Raw genomic sequence first — 24,782 nt, 5'->3', positions numbered from 1 at the left:
TCTTTTTCTTAATCTTCCGCTTTAACGTAGGCAATAACCTGAGGTGCAGGCTCACTAAATAGATAACCTTGAGAAAAACGAATCCCAAGAGATTCAACGACTCGTTGCACCGACTCCGAGTGTACAAATTCAGCCACCACAGGAATGCCCGCATTTTGTGCAAAAAATACAATCGCCCGAGTAATTTCATAACTCGTGCTATCAGTATCAATCGACTTAATGTATTTCGCATCAATTTTTATCATATCCACATCAAGCTCTAAAATTCGCTCGAAATTGGAATACTCAGTACCAAAATCGTCAATTGCTAACCGAAAGCCTTGTGCCTTAAGAGAAGCTAGCTGCTTCACATGGTTTTTCTTACCTGCAGCACTAACACCTTCAAGAATCTCTAATGTTATTCGACGAGGCGGGATACCGTATGTTTCACATCGCTGTACAAGATACTCTTCTAAATAATGATGGCTTAAATCATCTTCTGTAATATTGATAGAAAAATCACACTGATTATGCGCCATTACCTGACAGCTTTTTTCAATCACCGTACGGGTAATTACCGGCAACAAACCAGATAGTTTAGCCGGCTGAAGAAATTGATAGGGGCCATAGACTTTGCCATCAATTTGCATACGAATCAGGCATTCATAATAATTAATATCGCCACTATCATTATCTCGAATGCCTTGAAAATAAGGCACCAAGCAATCTTCATTTAACGCTCTGTGTAGCAGTGCGTTCCACTGCATATATTCAAGACGCTGATGCTGCTCAAGCTCATCCCGTTGATCAGCATACTGATAAAAACGACCTCGACCACCCTCCTTTGCTTTCTTTAAAGCCAGTAATGCTTTACGAATAAGATCGTCAGCACCTACTGCACCACCATAAGAAAAACTGATGTTAAAGCTAAGATTATCTACTTGAAGTTGGTTTAAGAAAAAATTTTCACGTACTTTATTGAAGACCGCCTGCAAAGACACCTCTTCATCATAATGCACCGCAAACTCATCGGCATTTAAACGATAAATGCATGCACCTTCTAAAACAATCTTCAAACGATCCGTAATCGCGGCCAGTAAACAGTCGGCAAAATCTAAACCATAGGCTGAATTAATCAGGCTAAAATTATTAACATTTAGCACTAACAGGGCGCTATCACAACCACAAACATCCAGTGCTTCTTGCAGTTGATTTTTATTTGGCAAGCCTGTTAACGAATCTGTTTTCAGGGCTTCAACGTGACGGTCTCGCTCGCTTTTAATCTCGGTTAAGTCCGCAAACACACCCACATAATTTTGAATAACGCCCCGATCATCACGCAGCACACTCAAGCTAAGCCATTGAGACCATTGCCGCCCATCTTTGCATTGGTTAATCACCTCACCAGACCAGCGCCCTTGCTCCAGTAACTCTTGCCACATACTTTGGTAAAAGTCTTTAGAGTGAGATCCTGAAGAAAGAAAGCTCGGATTGCGACCCATTACCTCTTCATGGGTGTAACCTGTAACCTGCTCAAAAAAGGGATTGACCTCTATAATGTTATTGTCGGCATCAGTAATAACAACCCCTTCCGATGCGCTTTCAATCGCCTTTCCTAGCAATTCAAGGCGCTTGCGCTGTTCCGATATCGCTTCTTCTTGCTGCTGACGCGCTAAAACCAAACCGGCCATATCAGCACCAATCTGCAAAACTCGGCAATGAAAGCTCGATGGCATTCTATTTTCAAAAGAAGAAAGCGCAAAACTGCCTACCGCTTGCTGCTCAGGATTACGTATCGGCATAGACCAACACGCCCGCAGATTAAAGCTTTCGGCTAAATGACGCAGATCCGCCCAACGTTCATCAGACAATGTATCACGGACAAAAATAGGTTCATTACGAAAAATCGCATTACCACAGGAGCCACCACGAGGCCCAACCACCAAACCCGACAATGCTTGATGTTGCTCTTGAGGAACACTCGGTGCCGCTAAAAGGCTCAAGGCATTCTCTGCAGAATCATACACCATTAAAGTAGCAACGGAGTTTGGTAGTAACTGTTCAGCTAAAAGACACAGATTATCTAAAATAGACTGACAGGATTTATTAGTGACGACATCATTAAAAACAGACTGCTGGAACTGAAGGACTTGCTCTTGCTCTGCCGTCGTAATCGGCACTTGGTCAGCACCACTACGAGCACACAGATCAGCATCTAGAGTACTTTTATGCATAGCACTTAATCTCATTGTGCAAATTCCTTCCGTAATCATCTGTCATCACTGTTTCCATCAAGCCCCATCCTCTTTAGCTATTACGATCAACCGTTACCTATTTAAAGCCAAGCCTGATAAAACATCAAAAGTCACTCGTTACAGCAATCACAGTACCAAACCAACCGATTATCGGCGTACCTAGGTAGACTTATGTATTAGAATGAAACATTCTAGCAACATTTAGATACATAAAGAATCAAATTCCAATCAATGTCTTTGTTCAAAAAATATTTTTTATTTTTGAACAAAGTCGCATATTTTAAGAAAAATGCTTCCTTTTGCCCCAGTACCCATTTATAGGCTGCAACTAATGACACTGCCTGTCACATTAGAGCCAAGGCTCTTATAAATATCACCCCACAAATCAACCTACCAGATATTTTATGTAAAGCTTATCTTCCTTTTGCCTGTGATATGTGACAAAAAAATGACTTTGATAACGTAAACCTACCTTTACCCTCTAGCCAATACTGTTACATAGCCCTTTATCTGCTATGGTTATGCCAAACACCACCTATAAATCAACATGTTAATACCTCTGGGTATGGGCCCAAGCCCGCAAGGATAGCCCCATTTATGATGCGAAAAATTATTCTCCCTACCATTTTAGCCGTACTGGGTTACGGCTTTTGGCTGAGCCCTGACTTTAAAGTCATCACCGCTGGCGTAGCCATCTTTCTGTTCGGTATGCTCGCTCTTGAAGAGGGCTTTAAAGCCTTTACTGGCGGCTTACTCGAAAAACTACTAAAAAGAACCACAAACAAACTCTGGAAAAGCCTTAGCTTTGGCGTTGTTTCCACAACTTTGATGCAATCCAGTTCCTTGGTATCGGTTATCACCATCTCTTTTCTTTCTGCGGGCTTAATCTCGTTAACTGCAGGTGTTGGTATTATTTTTGGTGCCAACCTAGGAACAACCACAGGCGCGTGGCTCGTTGCAGGCCTTGGGCTAAAAGTCAAAATCTCCGCTTATGCCATGCCAATGCTGGTCTTTGGTATTCTACTGATCTTCCAAAAAAGCAAAGAACTAAAAGGCATTGGTTATGTGCTGGCAGGTTTAGGTTTTCTTTTCCTTGGTATTCATTATATGAAAGAGGGCTTTGAGGCCTTTAAGGATACTATTGATCTAACAGCCTACGCCGTTGAAGGTTATGCTGGGGTATTTCTTTTTACACTGATAGGCCTATTTGCAACGGTCGTTATGCAATCAAGTCATGCCACCTTAGTCCTGATCATCACCGCTTTGTCGGCGCAACAGATCACGTATGAAAATGCCTTGGCACTCGCCATTGGTGCCAACGTTGGCACCACTATTACCGCGATCATTGGCTCTTTAAGCGCCAATTTTGAAGGTAGAAGGCTAGCGATTGCTCACTTGATCTTTAATGCGACAACAGGCTTCGTAGCCATTCTATTTATCTATCAGCTAACAGCAGCGGTTGATAGCGTAAGTGCGATGATCGGCATTGCCAATGATAACTACACACTAAAACTGGCTGTCTTTCATACCATCTTTAATAGTATTGGTGTTGCCTTAATGTTGCCGGTGATACCTGCAATGGTGCGCTTCTTACAACGCGTTATTCGTGATGATAAAGCATCTGAAACATCAATGCCTCGCTATCTAAATCAAGCGGCAACAGGCTTACCTGAAACAACACTTGCGGCAGTGCGCCAAGAAACATTACACCTCTACGACAACGCCGTAGGTATTATTGCAGGTGGCTTAAGCTTAAAGCTTGATGATATTCATGGCAGCCAGCCATTAGAAGAGGTCATATTTAACTCTCGTAACGTGATCCCCACCAACATTGATCAGCAGTATCAAGATTCGGTGAAATCGCTATATGCGGCCATTGTCGATTTCAGTAGCGATTATCAAGGCGCGATGTCATCCAGCCAAGTTGAAGAGCTTTTCCGCCTAAGAGCCGCAGGGCGAGATATTGTAGAGGCCATCAAAGATACCAAGCATCTACAGAAAAACTTATCCCGCTATTTTTTAGCCGAGAACCCTTATATTCAGCATGAATATAACACCATCAGAATGCGCCTAGCGTCGGTGCTAAGAGAGCTACACAAGGTTAGAAACAAAAAGGGGAATGACTCCACTATCATCTTATCTCTTGATCGCCTTCGATTAGATATGGAAGAGTATGACCAGAACCTGAACCAAAGCCTAAGTAGCCTAATACGCCAGAAGCTTATTAATGGCCCTATGTCCGTATCCTTGATGAACGACAGCGGTTATGCCTCTGATGTCACTCGCAAGCTCGTCATGATGGGCGGGACTCTATTCTCGCACAGTGATTTAACGGTAAAAAACATTGAACAAAGCCTGTCATTGGATGACGAAGAACTTAGCGAAATGATGCGCGAGCAACAAAAAAATGCCCAAAGGAACAGGAGCGATGCTTAAATGAATATAAAAAAGCTTATCCGCAAAGCTGAGGTCATGCTTCAGTCAGAAGAAGAAGCCCGCAAAGATAAGAAAATTCAGATAAAAAAAATTATTAGAAAACTGCGTAAGCATGAGAAAAAGCTTAAGCACGAATATACCGAATGCAATGACTTTGAAGAAAGTCGTCAGATTAAGCAAGAGATCGCCCTTGCTTACAATCAGCGAAAGAAAGGTATTAAAATGCTAAAAAGCCTGAAAAAGAAAAAATAGGCAAACGCAGCCCCTCGTACCCCCCCCTTCTTATTCAAAAGAAGGGGACTTGAATCTATGTCACTTACGGTCAATCAATCACTACTCGTCTCTGCCCGCACCTTGCGGGTAACAAGCCATGCGCTTAAAGAAAATATCGCAAACGCAGTAAACAATGGATATAAAGTGCCATTATAGGTTTGCCCAAAAAGCATCCCCATTAACATTGAAATAAAGGTTGTCGCAGAGCCAATCACCGATGATGCAACCCCTGCAATATGTCCCATGGGCTCCATCGCTAACGCATTCATATTGCCAAATAATAAACCAATACAACTAAAAACAAGCGCACCAAAAATCATAAAGAGCCATAAGGGTACAACGCCATCCATAACACTCAAAATCGCTAGAAATATCACCGCACAGGAAAACATCATCATCAGCGCACGATTAGCAATCAGCGTCATACCGTACCGAATAACTAAACGTCCATTCATAAAAGAAGCTAAACCAACCGACAGAGCCAAAACAGCAAAGTAGATAGGAAAGGCCGCGTCTACTTGAAAAATCTCTTTAAACAACAGTTGCGCAGTGGAAAGATAAGACACAAACGCCCCAAAAATCAGCCCTGCACCAAAAATATAAGATAAGGTGACTTTGTGCGAGAGGACCTCCTTAGTGTTATGCCAAATAGTAGCAACAGACATTGCTATACGTCGATCCGCAGGTAAGGTTTCTGGCTGACGAAGAGCAAACCAAGCTAAGGTGATTAGCGTTAGTACAATAAAGAATTCATAAATACCACGCCAATCGGCAATAAATAACACTGCTGCACCAATGCTCGGAGCAAGGGCTGGCATAATAATAAAAACCGCCATCACAAAAGACATCACCCGAGCCATCTCCCGTCCTTTATATCGGTCGCGAACCAAAGCAACAGCCACAACCTTAGGCCCAGAGACCCCAATACCTTGGATAAACCGCCCCACAAGCATCATTTCGTAACTGGATGAAAAAGCAGAAACTAACGAACCGACCAAGAAAATCAGTAAGCCAAGATAAATTGAAGGTTTGCGCCCTACCGCATCTGATATTGGGCCGTAGGCGATCTGACCAAATGCTAGACCACCGAAAAGTGCCACCACAATCCACTGTAAATCTTTCACATCTTTAACGGCAAAATCATCCCCGATCGCACTCATCGCAGGCAGTACGGCATCAATCGCAAGGGCAACCATCGACATGAGCAATGCTAATAATGCAATAAACTCAGCAAACGAAGGCTTAAAGTCAGAAGCAGAAGCTTCACCAGAAGAATGAGGGGTCATAGAAAACCTATAAATAAGAAAACACAACGGGCTTTGCGCCCTAAGGAAAACAGATGCAGAGGCGCGTATTTTAGCAGCTCGACTGAAAATGCGCCCAAGCAATAATTATTCATAAAGCACGAACTGTTTAGTGCTCATCGGTAACGCGCTTGCGGTTATGAGTAGGAAAAATATCTAGCATTTTGGCGAAAACTAAACGCACGTTGTCAGGCTTAATGTGCGGTTTACCCATCCTCAATGTTCGGATAAGCTGCAAATTCAATAAATGATGGGAATCATGACCGCTTATTTTTTAAAATAAGCAGACAGCGGTGATACCCCTCTATATCAATATTTTTTAGGAGCTACTATTTTGGGTAACAATCCTTTTATGCAGAAAATAGTGTTAGTCGTTATCTCCTTAGCACTGATCGGTGTTATGGGAATGCGTTTGCTGGGAAAAGCTTAATAGGCTTTGGCCTGTTTGAGCTTACGGTATAACGTGCGTTCACTAACCTGTAACAGCCTCGCTAACATGGCTTTGTCACCTTTTAATTGATGCAAAGCCCACTCCAGATAGGCGGACTCTAATTCATCAATAGGCAGAATACGGTTCTCATAAAAAGCCTGCTCAAAGCGGTTTTTATCTTCTCCTCGATCAAGGCTAATTCCGCCATCAATAGCAGCGCCAGCACTTACATGGCCTGTATTTTGGCAAGTATCGGGTAGATGCTTCTCTTCAATCCAGTGATCATCAACCAATAAGCAAGCACGCTCTAAAATATTACGCAGTTCTCGAATATTGCCAGGAAAAGAGTAACGCTCAAGCAATGTCATCGCATCCGGCGTAACCTGAATATCTCGCCCCTTGGCAAACTGAGGTAACAGACTTTCAACCAAAAGCGGAATATCCACCATCCGCTCACGCAATGATGGTAAAACCACAGGGAAAGCATTAATCCGATAATAAAGATCCATGCGGAACGCCCCCTTCTCCACTTGCTGCTCAAGATTACGATGCGTTGCGCACACTAAACGGAAGTTGGCCTTTAACGGCTCAATACCTCCCACACGACGATAAGTGCCGGTTTCTAATAAACGCAATAACTTAACCTGTAGTGATAATGGAATATCACCAACTTCATCCAGAAAGAGTGTTCCACCACTAGCAGCTTCTACTAAACCTGTTTTGCGACTATGGGCACCAGTGAACGCGCCTTTTTCATGACCAAACAACTCACTTTCAAATAGCGTTTCCGTTAAACCAGAGCACTCAACCGGTACAAATGCCCCTTGGTTGCGCGGACTTCCCTGATGTACCGCCTGCGCCATAAGTTCCTTACCCGTGCCGGATTCCCCTAACAGTAAAACGGTGGTTTCACTAGGTGCGGCCCGCTCAATTAGCGCCAGCGATGCCATAAATGCAACGGAACGCCCGATCAATCCTTGTCCTCCGGCCCTAGGGCTGGCCAATTTGCTATAGCGCATAACCTCAAGATAATAACGGGTCTCACCGTCAGCGGCCTCTACAGGGTGTAGTTCAACATCAACATGCTCTTCACCCTGCGGCGTATGGTGAAGATGAAACACCCTTTGCGCCTTATTGCTTTGCATACACTGTCGCATCGGACAGGATTCTCCCATTTGATCACAGGGCCTGTCGTAATGATGGGACACTTCATAACAGTGACGTTTTGCCACGCTGACATCACCATAGGTCTGGCGGTATGCTGCATTTGCTGAAAGAATTCGATAATCTGCCGATAATAAAACAGCGGGATCGGGGTAGCTTTGCAACATCGAAACCAGCTCTGTCGGTAAACGATTTGGATCTGTCATTAAGAGTTCCTAAAAAGTCCTTAAATTTAATGAAAGAATTCAACTCGGCAATGCAATACCAAGCCAAGCGATTAATGATTCAATCAGAGCCCCGTTACTGCCGTCAGTTATGGCACAACTAAGACAGTATTGTCACAACTGACAAAAAACAAAAATAAACAGTTGTCTCGATCTCTTAAAAAAACCTATAAAAATCAATAAGATACAAAAAAAGAGAAACAGGCATAAACCTTGCTACAAAGCTAGTCAAAGGTATCACTTTTGATTGTTAGTTCTGGGAAGGCGATGCTTGCTGTCGCCATCAATCACTGCAGGATCAGAATGCTATGCAACGGAATACGCTGTTTTCACAAACACGGTGTTTTTGCACAACTGTGTGGGAAAACTCAATGTTTGCAAAACATAAATTAGTACGAGAACTCAGTCTCATACTTCTGGTAAAGCTGATATTGCTCTATGGCATTATCAACTTTATTGTTCCTTCCGCCACTGTCATTAATGACAGCGATGTTGGCGCTCGCCTGCTTAATACCCGAATGCTTCCGCAGCCTTCAGAGACGGCCACTGTTAACCAACGTGACGCTGTCTCTCAATCTGCTCCGGCATCTTCCAATCCATCTATGGCGACTACGTCAGACGTTGACATTACTTCACCACGGGAAACACCATGATTACAGAAGAAGTTGTTGATCTGTCCCGGTTACAGTTCGCGATAACCGCGCTGTATCACTTTATCTTTGTCCCCCTGACCTTAGGCTTAGCCTTTTTACTGGTCATTATGGAATCTGTCTATGTGATGACCCGTAAGCAGGTCTACAAAGACATGACCCAGTTTTGGGGCAAACTCTTCGGGATTAACTTTGCCTTAGGGGTAACCACGGGCCTAACAATGGAGTTCCAGTTCGGCACTAACTGGGCTTATTACTCGCATTATGTGGGTGATGTCTTTGGTGCGCCATTGGCCATTGAAGGTTTAATGGCTTTCTTTTTAGAATCCACCTTTATCGGCCTATTCTTCTTTGGCTGGGATCGATTATCCCCTCGCCGCCATCTAATGGTGACATTCCTAATGGCCTTAGGTTCGAATCTATCGGCCCTTTGGATTTTAATCGCCAATGGTTGGATGCAAAATCCAGTCGGTGCAGAATTTAGCTACGAAACTATGCGCATGGAGATGACCAGCTTCGCCGATCTGGTATTTAACCCCGTTGCTCAAGTGAAATTTGTACACACAGTTGCAGCCGGTTATGTCACAGGCTCTATGTTTGTACTGAGCATCAGTGCCTATTATCTGCTGAAAAAGCGTGATCTACCGTTTGCTCGCCGCTCATTCGCCATCGCATCTGCCTTTGGCTTGGCTTCTATTCTATCGGTCATTGTACTCGGCGATGAGTCCGGTTATGAGCTAGGTGATGTTCAAAGAACCAAGCTAGCCGCCGTAGAAGCCGAGTGGGATACACACCCTGCTCCAGCGTCATTTACTCTATTTGGCATTCCTAATCAGGAAACCATGACCACTGATTATGCCGTTAAAATTCCTTATGCCCTAGGTTTGATTGCGACCCGCTCTCTAGATGGCCAAGTGACCGGCATTAAAGATCTTATTATCGCACACGAGATCCGCATTCGTAACGGTATGATCGCCTATGATCTACTGACAAAACTGCGTGCCGGCCAAACCGATGAGGTAACGATCGCCGCCTTCGAAGCGGTCAAAAAAGACCTAGGTTATGGCCTCCTGCTAAAACGCTATACCGAGAATGTGATTGATGCTACCGAAGAACAGATAAAATTGGCAGCCCAGGATACGATTCCTAACGTTACGCCGCTTTTCTGGAGCTTCCGTATTATGGTCGCCAGTGGCTTTACCATGCTGCTAATCTTCGCGCTGGCCTTCTACTTTAACGCCACCCGTAAACTGGAAAGCAAGCCGCGTTTCTTAAAAGCCATTGTTTGGGCGCTACCCTTACCTTGGATTGCCGCTGAAACCGGTTGGGTTGTCGCAGAATATGGCCGTCAACCTTGGTCGATTGGTGAAATTTTACCAACGCACCTAAGTACCTCAACCCTTGAGGCCAGCAATCTCTATATCAGCATTGGTGCTCTGGTTTCTTTCTATACACTGCTGCTCGTGATTGAGATGTACTTGATGTTTAAGTTTGCACGCCTTGGCCCCAGTGCGCTGCATACAGGTCGATATCATTTTGAAGAGAAAAGCACTGATAACAAGTCTCATCAGGTTCCATCTGAAGGAGGTGCGGTATGATTATGGATTATGAAACGCTCAAGCTAGTCTGGTGGATATTGGTTGGCGTATTACTCGTCGGCTTTATGATCACCGATGGCTTTGATATGGGTGCCTGCGTATTACTGCCTTTTCTGGGTAAAACAGATACAGAACGCCGTATTATCATTAATACCGTTGGCCCCCACTGGGATGGTAATCAGGTTTGGTTTATTACCGCTGGCGGCGCGCTCTTTGCGGCATGGCCTGCAGTTTATGCGGTGGCATTTTCCAGTTTTTACTTTGCGATGATGCTGGTGTTGTTTGCTCTTTTCTTTCGACCAGTAGGCTTTGACTACCGCAGTAAAATTGCAGATCCACGCTGGAGAAGCACTTGGGACTGGGGTTTATTTATTAGTGGCTCCGTACCTGCGTTAGTTTTTGGCGTGGCTTTTGGTAATCTTTTATTGGGCGTCGACTTTTATCTGGATGATTTTTTACGCCCTAATTATACCGGTAGTTTCTTTGGCCTATTCCACCCCTTTGCTTTGCTTTGTGGTGTGGTAAGTTTATCTATGCTTACAGCTCATGGGGCTATTTGGCTACAGATGCGCGCCGACCAACCAATTGCTGATCGCGCAGGTCGAGCAGGTATCATTGCACTTATCATCATGCTTGCTGCCTTTGCTGGTGCGGGTCTTATGCTGCTGCAAGGTATGCCAGGCTTACATATCGATATGATGCCGGCGAAAGATGCGATGCCGAATCCTTTAAGCAAGCAGGTGAGTATTGTGGATGGGGCTTGGCTTTCAAACTACGCCACCTATAGCTGGATGATAGCCGCTCCTGTGGCGGGATTTGTTATGGGTTTGCTCACGCTATTACTGGTAAAAGCTCGCCGCTCTGGTTTGGCATTTGCCTGTAACAGCCTAACGATGACGGCAATCATCAGCACAGCAGCATTCTCATTATTCCCGTTTGTATTACCATCAATGACAAGCCCGAATAGTAGCTTAACTCTTTGGGATGCAGCGTCTAGCCACTTAACCTTGAACGTTATGTTTATCGCCGCAATGATTTTTGTACCCATCATTTTGCTTTATACCCTTTGGACATATCGAGTGATGTGGGGCCGTGTGACGAGCAAGCAGATTGAAGGCAACCCGCTTTCTTATTAATTTAAAGCTTTATTTATCCGAGCAGGTTTCCCATCAAGAGTATAGCGCCTTATCTATAGGTAATGAGTTGATGGTTAACCTGCTAAAAAGGAGATTGATTATGTGGTATTTTGCTTGGATTCTGGGTGTGCTTCTGGCTATTTCATTCGGCATTATCAATGCGATGTGGCTAGAATCTGATCCCGATTTCGATTTGGATAACGACCAGCCACAGGGCTAAGCCTTACACTGATATCAAAGAAGCCTCTGATCAATGCGTAATAACGCAGACCTGCAAAAAGGGTCGTCGGTCAGGGGCTTTCTTAAATTGAACCATTACATCGCTAAAATTGAGCCAGTAGGTAACTTAGATGTTAATCCCCTATCCCAGGTCATATTGGAGCCAAGGGCTTTCTCTTATCAGCGCTATTATTATTAGCGTAGTGCTAACAGCCTACCCTAAGCTTATTGCGGAATCGATTCACGAAGTGGATCATGGTCTATTCACTCTTTTTATGTGGGCCGTTAGTGCAGGCTTTATTCATGGTGTCGGCTTTGAACCAAAAGGCAACCTTTGGCGACTGCTATTTAATCCGATGATAGCTTGGGCTCTGATGGGTTACGGTCTTGTCCAATTTCTGTCGTAATTTTTTGAACTGTTGTCTTTTTCACATATCGCCCTGCCCACCCCGTCAAGCCTTCCGTCGCTGCCATATTAAATAGATCATTATCAAAAAAATGGCAGCACACCCTTGCAGGTTTACGTTATAGGATCTAGCTTGAAAGGGAATAAACATTCAATAATCACTCAAGGAGGATGTGATCATGGCAAAACCGTCAATAGGCCAGCAGTGCTTATACTTAAGAGCGGCGCTACCCATCAATATAACCCGAGTGTTAAACCCGTTATGGCTTAGCCTAGGTGTCAGCAGCTTATTGCTGCCTAATTTTGCAGCGGCAAGTCATCATGGTGTCGCAGAAGTCTTGCCATTGATGTTAGCTAAGCATTATCAGCAACAGGATAACATTAGCGATTACTGGGTTAGCGAGAAACTTGATGGCGTCCGAGCCTTCTGGGATGGTCAGCAGCTAAAAACGCGGCGCGGGCATATTATTCATGCACCAACATCTTTTCTGGCCGCCCTACCCAAAGTCGCCCTTGATGGGGAGTTATGGTTAGGCCGCAGGCGCTTTGCAGAACTATCAGGCTTAGTACGCCAACAAAACCCTGATGAGCAAGAATGGAGCAAAGTACAATACCGTATCTTTGATCTACCGGAACAACTCACGCCTTTTGATCAGCGTTATGCAGATATTCAGCATCTGTGCGAACAGATCGGACGCCCTTGGCTGCAACCGGTTGAACAGAAAAAGCTCCCCAGCCGACAGGCGCTTAACATCTATCTTCAACAACTAACCGATGCTGGAGCAGAAGGTTTGATGCTCCACCGAGGCAGCGCACTACATCAAGTGGGACGCTCTGATGACCTCTTGAAAGTTAAACTCTACGAGGATGCTGAAGCCGTGGTTTTAGGCTATACCCAAGGCAAAGGGCAATATCAAAATATGATGGGAGCATTACGGGTGCGGTTAGCGAACGGTCGAGAGATGAAGATTGGCTCAGGATTCAGCCGGGAAGAACGGCAATCACCGCCACCCATTGGCAGCACCATCACTTATCGTTTTAATGGATCAACAGCAACAGGCTTACCACGGTTTGCTCGCTTTATGCGTATACGACCTGATTAGCCATCTCGCCGGATTCAATAGAACACCATCAACATATAAAAATGCCGCTGCCTCGGTTTAAGAGACAGCGGCTTTGCTTGTTCAGTCGTTCAGCAGAACCCTAGTAGTTAGTAGGGCCATGTATAGTAGGTAGGATCGTGTACGATAGCCCACTGTTAAACAGCGATTAAGCTATTCAATAAACTATTTTTTATAAACCCGAGGCACTCGCGTTGTAATACCAGTAAACAGGGTATACGAGATGGTATCAGCACACGCTGCAACTTGATTAACGTCCACTTGATTCCCCCATAGCTCAACAGGATCACCCACTTTTGCATCAGGCTGATCAGAGAGATCAACGGTCATCATATCCATAGAAACCTTACCGATAATACGCGTCATCTTGCCATTTACCGCGACGGGGGTTCCATCAACCGCATGGCGCGGATAACCATCCGCATATCCCATGGCGACAACACCAACCCGCGTAGGATTTTCGGTAATAAAACGGCGACCATAACCGACGGACTCACCTTTTGGTAATTCCCGAATCGCTATAAGTTCAGAGCTTAGTGTCATCACTGTCTCTAAACGTGCGGCATTAGCCGTGTCTTGATCTAAAGGAGATGCGCCATAAAGCATAATACCAGGACGAACCCAATCACCATGGGTTTCAGGCCAATGCAATGTTCCTGCGGAGTTCGCCATACAATGGGCGATGTCAAAACGATCACAGGCATGATGAAAGTTCTTAATCTGCTGCTGAGTGTAATCGGATTCCAGCTCATCGGCACAGGCAAAGTGTGTCATCGCGATCACGTCAGAGATATGATCCAGTTTCTGCAAGCGGGCAACAGCCTTAGCAAAACCCTCGGCATCAAAGCCTAAGCGGTGCATACCAGAATCAAACTTAATCAACACCGGCAACGGCTGCGAAAAAGCATACTGTTCTAATGCATCCAACTGCCATTCACTGTGTACAGCCGTCATCATTCGATAGCGGTTGATCGGCTCTAATTCATCCGCTGTAAAAAAACCTTCCAGCAAAACAATCGGCGGCTCAATACCGGACTCAGCCAGTTGCAGGGCTTCCTCAATACAAGCAACACCAAACGCATCGGCAACATCAGATAAATAATGTGCGGCTTCAATAGCACCATGCCCGTAAGCGTTCGCCTTAATAATGGCAACTGCTTTACGGCCTGAGGCCAGCTCTTTAGCCAATAGATAATTATGTTTTAATGCAGCCAGATCAATAACCGCTTGAGCAGCCCGAGCCATGAGCAGGTCTCCGTATGTGTTCAGGAATAAGATTTAAGTCATTAACAATGCTTGATTTATCAGCCGATAGCCTCTTCCTTTACACGCAAAGCGACTATCGGTGAATTATATTCGTTATTTTAGCGGTAACGAGCCACATCTAGATCTGTTGGGTCTATCTCAGGTGTATTCCCTGAAATCAAGTCCGCCAGTAAACGAGAAGAGCCACAGGACATGGTCCAACCCAAAGTACCGTGACCGGTATTTAACGACAGATTAGAAAACTTGGTCTTACCAATAATCGGCGTACCATCAGGCGTCATAGGTCGCAGTCCTGTCCAGAATTCCGCTTTTTCTACATCACCGCCGTCAGGGAAAACATCAGAAACAACCATAGCAATAGTAGCGCGACGCTTCTCAGGCAGATCAAGATTATAGCCTGATAACTCTGCTGTTCCGGCGACACGAATGCGGTCATCAAAGCGTGTAATGGCAACTTTATAGGTTTCATCCATAATGGTCGAAACGGGGGCGGCATCATAATTCGTGATCGGCAACGTTAGTGAATAGCCTTTAACCGGATACACCGGTAGATCAATCCCTACGTGTTTCATTAGGTGCCTAGAGAAGCTCCCCATCGCCACAACATAGTGATCGGCTTTCAGTAGGCCTATCGATGTTTTAACCCCTGTAATTTGACCTGCATTATCTTCTAAGCCATGAATATCGGTATCAAATATAAATTTAACCCCCATCTCTTTGCAGAGATCGGTTAGCTTATTAGTAAAAGCAAAACAATCACCGGTTTGGTCGCCAACCATCCGTAAAGCACCGACAAATTTTTCTTTTACGCGATCTAATGCAGGCTCATATTGAATCGCACCAGCCATATCAAGCTCTTGGAAATCAACACCAAATTCACGCAGCACTTTAATATCCTGCTGAACCGCTTCTACCTGCTTCTCTGTACGGAATAGCTGAGTAAGGCCTTGCTGGCGATCTTCATAACGAATGCCGGTTTCTTCACGTAATGCATCAATGGCTAACCGTGAATATTCAGAAACACGAACCATGCGAGACTTATTCACCGCATAACGACTTTCTGTGCAGTTAGCTAACATCTGAGTCATCCACGCATATTGAAATGGCTCTAAGGTTGCTGACATTTTTAGCGGCGCATGGGTTTGAGTTAGCCATTTCATCGCTTTATAAGGAATGCCCGGTGCCGCCCACGGCGTAGAATAACCAAAAGAAACCTGCCCTGCGTTAGCGTGGCTGGTTTCCATCGCAGGGGAAGACTGACGATCAACAACGGTTACCTCATGGCCCTGTTTTGCCAAGTAGTAGGCCGTGGTTACACCCACAACACCGCTGCCCAAAATCAGAATATTCATAGACGTACCCACCCCATCGCATTTAGGTTTAAAACACAGGTTGTTTTCTATACTCAGCGGAAGCCAAGCAGATGATTTTTCTATAGCGCCAGCTATATGCCAGCGAATGGCTATAGACTATTACAGTTCATTCAAAAAATGACACTCATTTAAGCCACATAAAAAGCAAAAACAACTATTAGTTTTATGTTTTTTAGGTTAAATACACCAAAAAAAACAGCAGAGCAGATCATGCACCTTTTAATAGATATATTCTCTTTATTATCAATAGGTTAAAAGAGTTAGGTAGTAAAAAATAAGGAGAAAGCCAAACCAGAAGGAAAAATAGAGATAGGCGAATATTAAGCTGGAAGGTACCTTGCAACTTAACCTGATTGAGATAAAAAAGCACCCAAAAGATGCTAGAGGGTGCTAAGGCCAAGAAGATCCCACGGGAGTGAGGTTTCTTGGTATGAGCATGAACAGAACACTCAGGTTAATTTATGGTACGAGGGTTACTCGATTAACCGGTGATTTAGTCGATATTGATCCAGACATTTTTAATCTCAGAGTATTTATCCAAGGCGTGCAGGGATTTATCTCGTCCGTTACCAGATGCTTTTACGCCACCAAATGGAACCGTGGTATCACCTTCACCCCATGTATTTACCCAGACCATACCGCTATGAATTTTACGACTTACTCGGTGAGCTCGAGATAGGTTTGATGTCCAAATAGCCGCACCTAAACCGTATTGAGAGTCATTAGCTAACTCGATCGCTTCCGCTTCGGTCTCAAAATCACACACCGCAAGCACTGGGCCAAAAATCTCTTCTTTCACGAAGGTCATACCGTTGTGGGCTTCGGTCACAATCGTTGGCTTAACAAAGAAACCTTTTCCGTCTTGATACTCAGGCTCACCACCCAGAATCACATCACCGCCTTCCTCTATTGCCGAGCGAATATAGCGGCTTACGGTATCCAATTGCATTTTGTCAACCAACGGCCCCATGTTGGTATTCGGGTCGAGGGGATCACCGGGCTGATAGCCTGATGCCGCTTTAACCAAGGCTGCGATAAACTCTTCTTTGATGCTTTTCTGTACATAGATACGGGAACAGGCAATACACACTTCACCTTGATTAGAGAAGATCGCGGCAGCGGCACCAGCAGCAGCTTTTTTAATATTGTCGCAATCCTCAAAGATCAAGTTAGGTGATTTACCACCGGCTTCTAGCCAAACCCGTTTCATGTTCGATTGACCGGCGTACTCCATTAACATACCCGCCACGCGGGTAGAGCCGGTAAAGGCCAATACGTGTACATCATGGTGCAAGGCTAAAGCTTTACCAGCGGTGTGGCCGTAACCAGTGACGACGTTAAATACGCCATCAGGAATACCCGCCTCGGTAGCCAACTGAGCTAAGCGCAGGGCACTTAGGCTCGTTTTCTCAGAGGGTTTCAAGACAACGCTATTACCCGCAGCCAAGGCTGGAGCGATCTTCCAGCTGACCATCATCAACGGATAGTTCCACGGCGTAATAGCCGCCACAACACCTACAGGCTCACGGCTAATCAGTGCCAGAGAGCCCGGCGCCGTTGGTGCAATCTCACCATACACCTTGTCGATGCACTCTGCTGTCCAGCGGATGCAATCGATCGTGTCCGGCACATCAATGGCCATCATCTCAGAGATCGATTTCCCCATATCCAAGGTATCCAGCAGAGCAAACTCGTGCTGGTGTTGCTCAACTAAAGCCGCCAGTTTTAACAATACATTTTTACGATGTTTGGGAGAGGCTTCAGCCCACTCTCCGCTGCGATAGGCCGTTAGCGCAGAAGCAACTGCCTTATCAATATCAGCCTTATCGCAACTGGCTACATCAACCAGATGTGCCTCTGTCGCCGGATTAATGCTGGTAAACGTCTCGCCACTTTCAGCATCACAAAACTGTCCATTGATATACGCCTGACCATGCAGGGTTAGCATTTTACTGAGTTCAAACCACTCGTTATGGGTCGCAGGTGCTTTAACTGTCATTGTCTACCTCAGCTTAAATTTGGTTCAGTTCAGATCATAAGATCTTTTCTTTGATATTAGCCAGTTTAGAAAGGGGTGATGGCAAGAGCTATACCCCTCAAGGGATAGAGGAAAAAGCCTACTGCATCAAACCTTACTTCTAAAATAATCTCTAATTAATCACTCTGTTAAATGTGACTGACAATTTTCTTTTTTAAGGGTATTTTAATCTTAAAAATCGAGAATATTTAATCTAGCCAGAATTAAGCAATAACAGAGTCTCAAGCCCTTCTATTTCAGTCATTTCACAGGTTTTGTCATTATGGATCGATATAAAACAGCATTTTGGAGCCTATTGGCGGTATTAACAGTTAGCTGGCTAATGGCAGATACCTTCCTGCCCGAGCCTTTAACTTATTTCTCATTCCGACATGTTTTTACGCAATACTCTGGGGTAATGGCTATTGGGGTAATGAGCTTGGCGATGATTTTAGCAACTCGCCCTACTTGGCTGGAACCTTTTCTAGGCGGCTTAGATAAAGCTTACCGTCTGCACAAATGGCTAGGCATTACGGCACTGGTGATGGGGTCACTGCACTGGTGGATGGCTAAAGGTACAAAATGGATGGTGGGCTGGGGCTGGCTGACAAAACCAGAGCGCAACCCCCGTAGCGAACAGGTGTTACCTCCTCTACAGGACTGGCTAAATAGCCAACGTGGTCTGGCGGAAGATATAGGGGAGTGGGCATTTTATGCCATCGTGCTATTTATTGTGCTGGCTCTAGTGAAGCGTTTTCCATATCGCCTGTTTCGTAAAACTCATATTTGGATTGCTATTGCCTATTTATTCCTGGTTTTCCATAGCGTTGTTTTGATGAATTACGATTACTGGTCACAACCGATTGGCTGGGTTTCTATGCTACTTTTAGTCAGCGGAAGCATCTCTGGGATATGGCTGTTAACAGGAGAAGTAGGCTCCAAGCGGATCGTCAAAGGTAAAATCGCTCATATTAAGCATTATCAAAACACCCTTGAAGGTCAGATCAAACTTGATCCATCCAAACAGTGGCAAGGACATAAAGCTGGACAGTTTGCCTTTGTTACCTCAAATGCTAAAGAAGGCCCGCACCCTTACACCATTGCCTCCGCATGGAACCCTAAAGAGTCACAGTTGACCTTTATGATCAAAGAGTTAGGCGACTGGACGCAGCAGCTTAAAACTCGACTAAAAATTGGCACCGAGGTAACAATAGAAGGCCCCTACGGCTGCTTTGATTTTGATGATAAGAGCAACCAACAGATCTGGGTCGCTGCAGGTATTGGCATTACGCCCTTTATCGCTCGGTTAGAGTTCCTTATACAGAGAAACAAGCAGAAACACATTCAAAATGGTCGCCGTATCGACCTCTTCTTTTGCCTTGAGAAACCAAACCCCGACCTTATTCGGAAGGTTGATTTACTGGCGAAAACAGCCGGAGTCAACCTATACCTCACCATAAGCTCTCTTGATGGCCGCTTAAGTGCAGACCGAGTACGAGACCAAATTGTTGGCTGGAGTCAATCCAGTATTTGGTTTTGCGGCCCCAAGGCTTTTGGTAAAAGTCTGAGAAAAGATTTCCGGCACTTCGGCCTATCAAACCATCAAATTCATCAAGAGCTATTTGAGATGCGTTAAGCGTCGCTAGAGTGAATACTGGCTTTCTATTTTACCCGCAGGCGGCTATCACTTAGCCGCTTGCTTATTGGCCGCCAGTACATAGAGGTACTCTAGCGACAAGGTGGCCGCTGCCAGTGCAGTGATTTCCGCATGATCATACACGGGTGCCACTTCAACCAAATCCATACCAATAAGATCAAGCCCCTGTAGCCCTCGTACCATTTTTAGGGCGCAATCAATACTGATACCCGCGGCGACAGGTGTCCCTGTACCCGGCGCAAAAGCAGGGTCTATACCGTCAATATCAAAGCTTAAATAAACTGGCTTATCCCCCACACGCTGACGTATTTTTTCCAATACGGCATGAGGGCCATGATCACCAACCCAAGCGGCATCTAACACTTCAAACGGATGGCCCTCATAGGTATAAGCGGTACGGATACCGATCTGAATCGAGTGCTCGGTATCAATTAACCCTTCTTCTACCGCACGATGGAAAATCGTGCCGTGGTCATACTGACTACCACCTGAGTAGGTATCCGTATGGGCATCTACATGAATCAAGGCAACAGGGCCGTATTTTTTCGCATAAGCGCGCAATATCGGCAGCGAAATAAAGTGATCGCCACCAAAAGTAAGGGCGCTTTTTCCAGACGCTAAAATGTTACCAATATGAACCTCTAAAGCATCAACCATGGTTTGTGGTTCGCCATGCTTAAAGCGCACATTGCCGCTATCAGTCACGGCAAGATGATCATCTAAAGCGAAAGTCCAAGGCCACCGTGCCCCTTCCCAAATTAGGTTCGCAGATGTTTGACGTATCGCCTGAGGCCCTAAACGAGAACCTGAGCGTCCTGATGTTGCCATATCAAAGGGAACACCACTGACCACAACATCAGCCGTTGATGCGGGAATATCTCGCTCCAAAGGAAACTGCATAAAGGTCATGCCCAGTTCGCCGTAAAGAGGAAGATCGGCATTCGCAACATGGCCTGCATGAAGAGCGGCGGCGGTGGTCGTCATAACCTGTACTCCTAAACTTAAATTCTGATCGCTTTATTGCGTTCATTACACTTAACGCTAGCTTAGGCTTGCAAAAATAATTAGTGAAACGCATAGTTATAATAGACCTATGCATAAAATTAATACCAATAAGCTATGACCAGGGTATACGATGAATTCGTTACGTCAATTTGATCTCAATTTACTGGTTTTATTTGAAGCGCTCATCACCGAACGCCACGTCAGTCGTGCTGCTGAAAAAGTTTTTCTCAGCCAGTCCGCCATGAGCCATGCTCTAAATAGATTGAGAGAGCAGCTGGATGACCCCCTTCTGATTCGCACCGAAAATGGATTACAACCCACCCCTCGCGCCCTTGAAATGTTACCAGAAGTGCGCAACGCCCTGCGCCAAATAGAGCGCAGCCTAGCGCCACCAAATGCCTTTGCACCAGAGAACAGCCAACGGGACTTTGTGATCGCTTGTACAGACTACTTTGAGGCGGCCGTTTTTCCACAGATGATGAGTTATTTTCAGGTTATAGCCCCCAATATCACGATAGAAGCCCGCATGATTATTGATGATGCCTTTCTGTCTGATTTGGAAACAGGAGCCGTTGACCTAGTGGTGGGAATGGATATTTGCGAATCCATACCGAGCCATCTTGAAGCTCAAAGCTGGATAACAGAACAACAAATTTGCCTATTAGCTAAGGACAATGAGACCCACCTAAAACAGTTGAGTTTAGAGGACTATATTCAGCGACCCCATATCGTGTTTTCTGATCTAGCAGGGAGTAATGCCAACGCGATTGATCATTGGTTGGCTGAAAGAAAACTTAGCCGTCGCGCCATCGCTCGCACCGTGAATTATATGGCTGCAGCCAAGATCGTTGCCCAAAGCCAGGCAATTATGACTCTACCCTATCAGATGGGGTTACTGTTCAGTGAGATGCTACCGGTACGCTTAGTACAGCCCCCAGAAGGGCTGCCCAGTGTGCAGATGACGCAGATTTATCACCCATTATTTGCGAAAGAACCCGGCCGAATTTGGTTACAACAACAGGTACAGCATTTCGGTGATCAACTGTTAGCAACCAGCGGCAAAGAGAATATTAGCCCTGTATAAAAAGACCAGCTAAAGATTAGGCAGAAGCCTCATGCCAACTGGCTCGGCATCGTAAGAAGTCCGCTAAGGGATAATCCCACTTTTGCTGATGGCTATCTTGCCATGCACACATTTTTAATTGCAGATCGACCGCACTAATCGACTCGCCAGCGGCGATATTTGCTTTACAGGACTCCAGCTCAGCAAGCAGGGTGTCATGTTCTACTTTATGGGCCGCATATTGATCAAACGCGGTGGTCTGCATAAAACGTTCTTCTTGCGCAAAATGTTCTTTAGCTTCTTGGAAAATTTGCTCTAGAACATGACCAAAGGCCTCTTTTTTCAACAGAGGCAAAGCACCTAACAGGGCCGTAAACTTATGATGAGCACGATCCATCGCTGCATGTTCAAAATACTTTAGCCCCATGTTTGGTGCAATCTCTGAGGTACCAAGCTTTCTCAATGTGGTCTTCTCAGAAGCTTTTAAAGATTTCATCATACTAGTTATACCTCATATACAAAAAGAACATCACGCATCATGCTTAGCCTCTGCCCATTTTATTCTGTCGTTTCTTTTTTATAGGGAGAGTTGCCTTGCTAAGACTGCTTGTTTTTCAGGCTGTACATCCTCTGTGTTCATAGCTTTTAAAGCAATGCTACGGGTCAAGAGTCCAGCTGTTTTCTAAAACAGAAACCCGATTTTCAAAAAAAGTAGCCTGCTTACTTCTCATAAATCTTACAAATGCCTATCTGATAAACCAAAGAGAAAGGCGTAATATTTTTACATTAATTAGATTTGCTTGATATATATGCCGAGCAACTTAAGATACAAGGTGCGAAACCACACAGATAGGATCGCAAACGGATTGCTTGATGGAGCAGGTATTTATGAGAATTAAAAAGTGGTTACCAACGATCATTATCGCCGGAGTTGCAGGCTTGGTATTAGCCTTTGCTTTAGGCCAGTTACTACCCACGCTACGCACAACGGAAAGTGGCATAGTGGTTGATATTAATGATCCGAAATTAATTAATCGGGGAAAATATATTGCTCGAACGGCAGATTGTGTGGCTTGTCATACCACCCTAAACGGTGAAGCTTACGCTGGGGGCTTACCCATGCTAACGCCTCTAGGCGCGATCTATTCTACAAATATTACGCCAGACAAAAGAACAGGGATTGGCGATTACACCTTCGATGACTTTAATAATGCCATCAAACATGGCGTGCGTAAGGATAATAACGCCCTGTACCCTGCCATGCCCTACCCCTCGTACCAGATCATGCCGGATAAAGATGTCGCCGCGATGTATGCCTACTTTATGACCGAGGTTAAAGCTGTTTATCAGCCAAACAAAGACAGTGAGCTACCGCCTATCTTTAACTGGCGCTGGCCTTTGGCATACTGGCAAGCCATTTTTGCACCAAAACGTGAATTTATAGCTGAGGCAAGCACAGTGGCTTTAACTCGCGGCCAATATTTAGTTGAAGGCCCCGGTCACTGTGGTTCTTGTCATACCGAACGCGGTATTGGTTTTCAGGAATTAGCCCTATCAAATGCGGAGTCTAATGCTTTTCTAGGTGGTGCGGTTATTGATGGATGGCGTGCCAAAAGCCTACGTGGTGAATACGAAGGATTAAGCACATGGAGTACCGAAGAACTCATCGACTTTTTTAAAACAGGTCGAACCGATACCACATCAGCCTTCGGCGCAATGGCAGAAGTCGTTGAACACAGTACACAATACATGACAGAAGAAGACCTTTATGCCATGTCGGTGTATTTAAAAGCACTCAGCCCAACGGATGGAAAGCCTGTTTACACACCTAAAAAAACGGACACAACCACTCAGAAATTATTAGATGGCGTCTACGATTCACGAGGGGCTATTTTGTATGCTGAATATTGCCAAATCTGTCACCGTGCCGATGGCCAAGGAGTTCCACGTATATTTCCTGCACTGGCAGGCAATAGTGCTGTTTTCTCAAAAGAAGCGGACTCAGTTTTACAAATCACGCTAAGCGGCGGACGTATGCCTAAAACCCCCCATGATCGCATGGCTTTCACGATGCCAGAGTTTAGCCATCTTAGTGATGCGGATATAGCCGAGGTTGTGAACTACATTCGCAATAGCTGGACCAACCAAGCCTCAAAAATTGATGTTAATGATGTGGTAAGAATGCGGCATTTTCTCAGAAAAAAACCAAAAACAGGTACCGATATAGCGCCCAACTTGAGTATTAATGCGGCATCAAAAGGAGCAAGCCATGAATAAGTCTTTCATTAAACACGCGACTGCTGCCCTCGCCTTAACATTAATAACGCTAGGCACAAGTGGCTGCTCTGACCCTGATCCGGTTGAACATAATCCCGCACAATACGACCTTATACTCACTGAAGACGCTAATGCTGATATTGGCCATTATAAGCTTCCCCAAGATACGTCGATTCTGAAAGAACCGAATGCGGAGCAAATCTTTTACGGTAAGCGGTTGCTGAATGAAACCAAGCGCTTATTACCAGACCATGTCGGTGCCGAAATGAACTGCAATAGCTGCCATATTAGTCAAGGTAAAGTCCCTCTCGGTGACCCCTACATTAATAGCTATAATACCTATCCTCGCGTGATGCCCCGCTCAGGCACTGAAGTGGATTTAGAAGCCCGTATTAATGGCTGCTTCCAACGGTCGATGAATGGCACACCACTAGATCGTGAGTCACCGGAGATGCTGGCTATGATCGCCTATATGAAATGGCTGGGACAAAATACGCCGAAGACCCAAAAAGTAGCTATTAATAACGCAGGCAAAGTTGATACATCCCTGGTGGCCGATACCGCACGAGGTGAAAAAATCTATTACGCCCAATGCGCCGCCTGTCATGGCGATAACGGTGAAGGCCTAAAAGACAGCCGAGGTGATATTGTTTTCCCTCCGCTTTGGGGAGATAAATCATTCAATATCGGAGCAGGTATGGCGCGTACTTATAAAGCAGCAGCCTTTATTAAATACAATATGCCAATGGGTATTCAGACGAAGGGGTTATGGGGACACGGCAATGTGCTCAGTGATCAAGATGCCGTTGATGTTGCGGAGTTCTTTGCACATAAACCACGACCTGATTTTCTTGGCAAAGTGCATGATTGGCCAAGTGGCAAAAAACCAAAAGATGCGCGTTACTAAGTGCTATAAAGTAATATATTAC

Annotated in this window: 20 protein-coding genes; 12 read left to right on the top strand and 8 right to left on the bottom strand. The window is 45.1% G+C overall.

All coding sequences use genetic code 11. The features are described 5' to 3' along the window. Window positions 1-8 precede the first annotated feature (8 nt). Window positions 9-2,228 carry an EAL domain-containing protein gene (locus G517_RS0104080; RefSeq protein ID WP_051206013.1) on the bottom strand — a complete coding sequence of 740 codons (2,220 nt, stop codon included), beginning with the start codon at window positions 2,226-2,228 and terminating at the stop codon, window positions 9-11. A 603-nt stretch (window positions 2,229-2,831) separates the two neighbouring features. Here G517_RS0104080 and G517_RS0104075 point away from each other — a divergent pair. Further along, window positions 2,832-4,670 (top strand): Na/Pi cotransporter family protein, encoded by a 1,839-nt coding sequence (locus G517_RS0104075; RefSeq protein ID WP_028303351.1) that lies wholly within the window; start codon window positions 2,832-2,834, stop codon window positions 4,668-4,670. Then, window positions 4,671-4,922 (top strand): hypothetical protein, encoded by a 252-nt coding sequence (locus tag G517_RS0104070; protein WP_028303350.1) that lies wholly within the window; start codon window positions 4,671-4,673, stop codon window positions 4,920-4,922. A gap of 74 nt (window positions 4,923-4,996) precedes the next feature. On the opposite strand, the gene G517_RS0104065 is transcribed toward G517_RS0104070, so the two are convergent. Continuing rightward, window positions 4,997-6,229, bottom strand: a complete 1,233-nt coding sequence (locus G517_RS0104065) for a multidrug effflux MFS transporter (protein WP_051206011.1) — start codon at window positions 6,227-6,229, stop codon at window positions 4,997-4,999. Between the two features lie 444 nt (window positions 6,230-6,673). Continuing rightward, window positions 6,674-8,047, bottom strand: coding sequence for a sigma-54 interaction domain-containing protein (locus G517_RS0104055; RefSeq protein ID WP_028303348.1), 1,374 nt, complete (start codon window positions 8,045-8,047; stop codon window positions 6,674-6,676). A gap of 389 nt (window positions 8,048-8,436) precedes the next feature. Between G517_RS0104055 and G517_RS0104050 the strand changes: the two genes are divergently transcribed. The 6 genes from G517_RS0104050 to G517_RS0104025 all read left to right on the top strand — a co-directional run bounded on the left by G517_RS0104050 (window position 8,437) and on the right by G517_RS0104025 (window position 13,177). Next, complete coding sequence (locus tag G517_RS0104050) at window positions 8,437-8,718, top strand: hypothetical protein (RefSeq protein WP_028303347.1); 282 nt, start codon at window positions 8,437-8,439, stop codon at window positions 8,716-8,718. Further along, window positions 8,715-10,313 (top strand): cytochrome ubiquinol oxidase subunit I, encoded by a 1,599-nt coding sequence (locus tag G517_RS0104045; protein ID WP_028303346.1) that lies wholly within the window; start codon window positions 8,715-8,717, stop codon window positions 10,311-10,313. Before G517_RS0104050 ends, G517_RS0104045 begins: the two co-directional genes overlap by 4 nt. Beyond that, on the top strand, window positions 10,310-11,449 hold the full coding sequence (cydB, locus tag G517_RS0104040; protein ID WP_028303345.1) for a cytochrome d ubiquinol oxidase subunit II: 1,140 nt from the start codon (window positions 10,310-10,312) through the stop codon (window positions 11,447-11,449). Before G517_RS0104045 ends, cydB begins: the two co-directional genes overlap by 4 nt. Before the next feature lie 100 nt (window positions 11,450-11,549). After that, window positions 11,550-11,669, top strand: a complete 120-nt coding sequence (cydX, locus tag G517_RS20415) for a cytochrome bd-I oxidase subunit CydX (protein ID WP_028303344.1) — start codon at window positions 11,550-11,552, stop codon at window positions 11,667-11,669. A gap of 130 nt (window positions 11,670-11,799) precedes the next feature. Continuing rightward, window positions 11,800-12,075 carry a cyd operon YbgE family protein gene (locus G517_RS0104030; protein ID WP_028303343.1) on the top strand — a complete coding sequence of 92 codons (276 nt, stop codon included), beginning with the start codon at window positions 11,800-11,802 and terminating at the stop codon, window positions 12,073-12,075. A gap of 178 nt (window positions 12,076-12,253) precedes the next feature. Beyond that, window positions 12,254-13,177 (top strand): DNA ligase, encoded by a 924-nt coding sequence (locus G517_RS0104025; protein ID WP_084632053.1) that lies wholly within the window; start codon window positions 12,254-12,256, stop codon window positions 13,175-13,177. A gap of 183 nt (window positions 13,178-13,360) precedes the next feature. Here the strand turns inward: G517_RS0104025 and alr are convergent, their stop codons facing one another. The 3 genes from alr to G517_RS0104010 all read right to left on the bottom strand — a co-directional run bounded on the left by alr (window position 13,361) and on the right by G517_RS0104010 (window position 17,833). Further along, window positions 13,361-14,440 carry an alanine racemase gene (gene alr, locus G517_RS0104020; RefSeq protein WP_028303341.1) on the bottom strand — a complete coding sequence of 360 codons (1,080 nt, stop codon included), beginning with the start codon at window positions 14,438-14,440 and terminating at the stop codon, window positions 13,361-13,363. A gap of 119 nt (window positions 14,441-14,559) precedes the next feature. Then, complete coding sequence (locus G517_RS0104015; protein WP_028303340.1) at window positions 14,560-15,813, bottom strand: D-amino acid dehydrogenase; 1,254 nt, start codon at window positions 15,811-15,813, stop codon at window positions 14,560-14,562. A 514-nt stretch (window positions 15,814-16,327) separates the two neighbouring features. Next, a complete protein-coding gene (locus G517_RS0104010; protein ID WP_028303339.1) occupies window positions 16,328-17,833 on the bottom strand; it encodes an aldehyde dehydrogenase in 1,506 nt (501 codons plus the stop codon). A 301-nt stretch (window positions 17,834-18,134) separates the two neighbouring features. Here G517_RS0104010 and G517_RS0104005 point away from each other — a divergent pair, with 301 nt between their 5' ends. Then, a complete protein-coding gene (locus G517_RS0104005) occupies window positions 18,135-19,487 on the top strand; it encodes a ferredoxin reductase family protein (protein WP_028303338.1) in 1,353 nt (450 codons plus the stop codon). Between the two features lie 48 nt (window positions 19,488-19,535). Here the strand turns inward: G517_RS0104005 and speB are convergent, their stop codons facing one another. Next, complete coding sequence (gene speB, locus G517_RS17665) at window positions 19,536-20,492, bottom strand: agmatinase (protein WP_051206009.1); 957 nt, start codon at window positions 20,490-20,492, stop codon at window positions 19,536-19,538. Between the two features lie 151 nt (window positions 20,493-20,643). Between speB and G517_RS0103995 the strand changes: the two genes are divergently transcribed. Next, the gene (locus G517_RS0103995; protein WP_028303337.1) at window positions 20,644-21,597 is read left to right on the top strand and encodes a LysR family transcriptional regulator; all 954 of its coding nucleotides are present in this window, start codon (window positions 20,644-20,646) and stop codon (window positions 21,595-21,597) included. A gap of 16 nt (window positions 21,598-21,613) precedes the next feature. On the opposite strand, the gene G517_RS0103990 is transcribed toward G517_RS0103995, so the two are convergent. Next, window positions 21,614-22,075, bottom strand: coding sequence for a bacteriohemerythrin (locus G517_RS0103990; RefSeq protein ID WP_028303336.1), 462 nt, complete (start codon window positions 22,073-22,075; stop codon window positions 21,614-21,616). Between the two features lie 389 nt (window positions 22,076-22,464). Here G517_RS0103990 and G517_RS17660 point away from each other — a divergent pair, with 389 nt between their 5' ends. After that, entirely contained in the window at window positions 22,465-23,853 is a 1,389-nt protein-coding gene (locus tag G517_RS17660) for a cytochrome c (RefSeq protein ID WP_102043346.1), read from the top strand. After that, the gene (locus G517_RS0103980; RefSeq protein ID WP_028303335.1) at window positions 23,846-24,760 is read left to right on the top strand and encodes a c-type cytochrome; all 915 of its coding nucleotides are present in this window, start codon (window positions 23,846-23,848) and stop codon (window positions 24,758-24,760) included. Before G517_RS17660 ends, G517_RS0103980 begins: the two co-directional genes overlap by 8 nt. The last annotated feature ends 22 nt before the right edge of the window (window positions 24,761-24,782 follow it).

Origin of the sequence: Oceanospirillum maris DSM 6286, assembly GCF_000422865.1 — a bacterium.
GTDB classification, from domain to species: domain Bacteria; phylum Pseudomonadota; class Gammaproteobacteria; order Pseudomonadales; family Halomonadaceae; genus Oceanospirillum; species Oceanospirillum maris.
The sequence above is the reverse complement of the archived record's forward strand: the minus strand, read 5'-3'. Positions and strand labels throughout refer to the sequence as shown.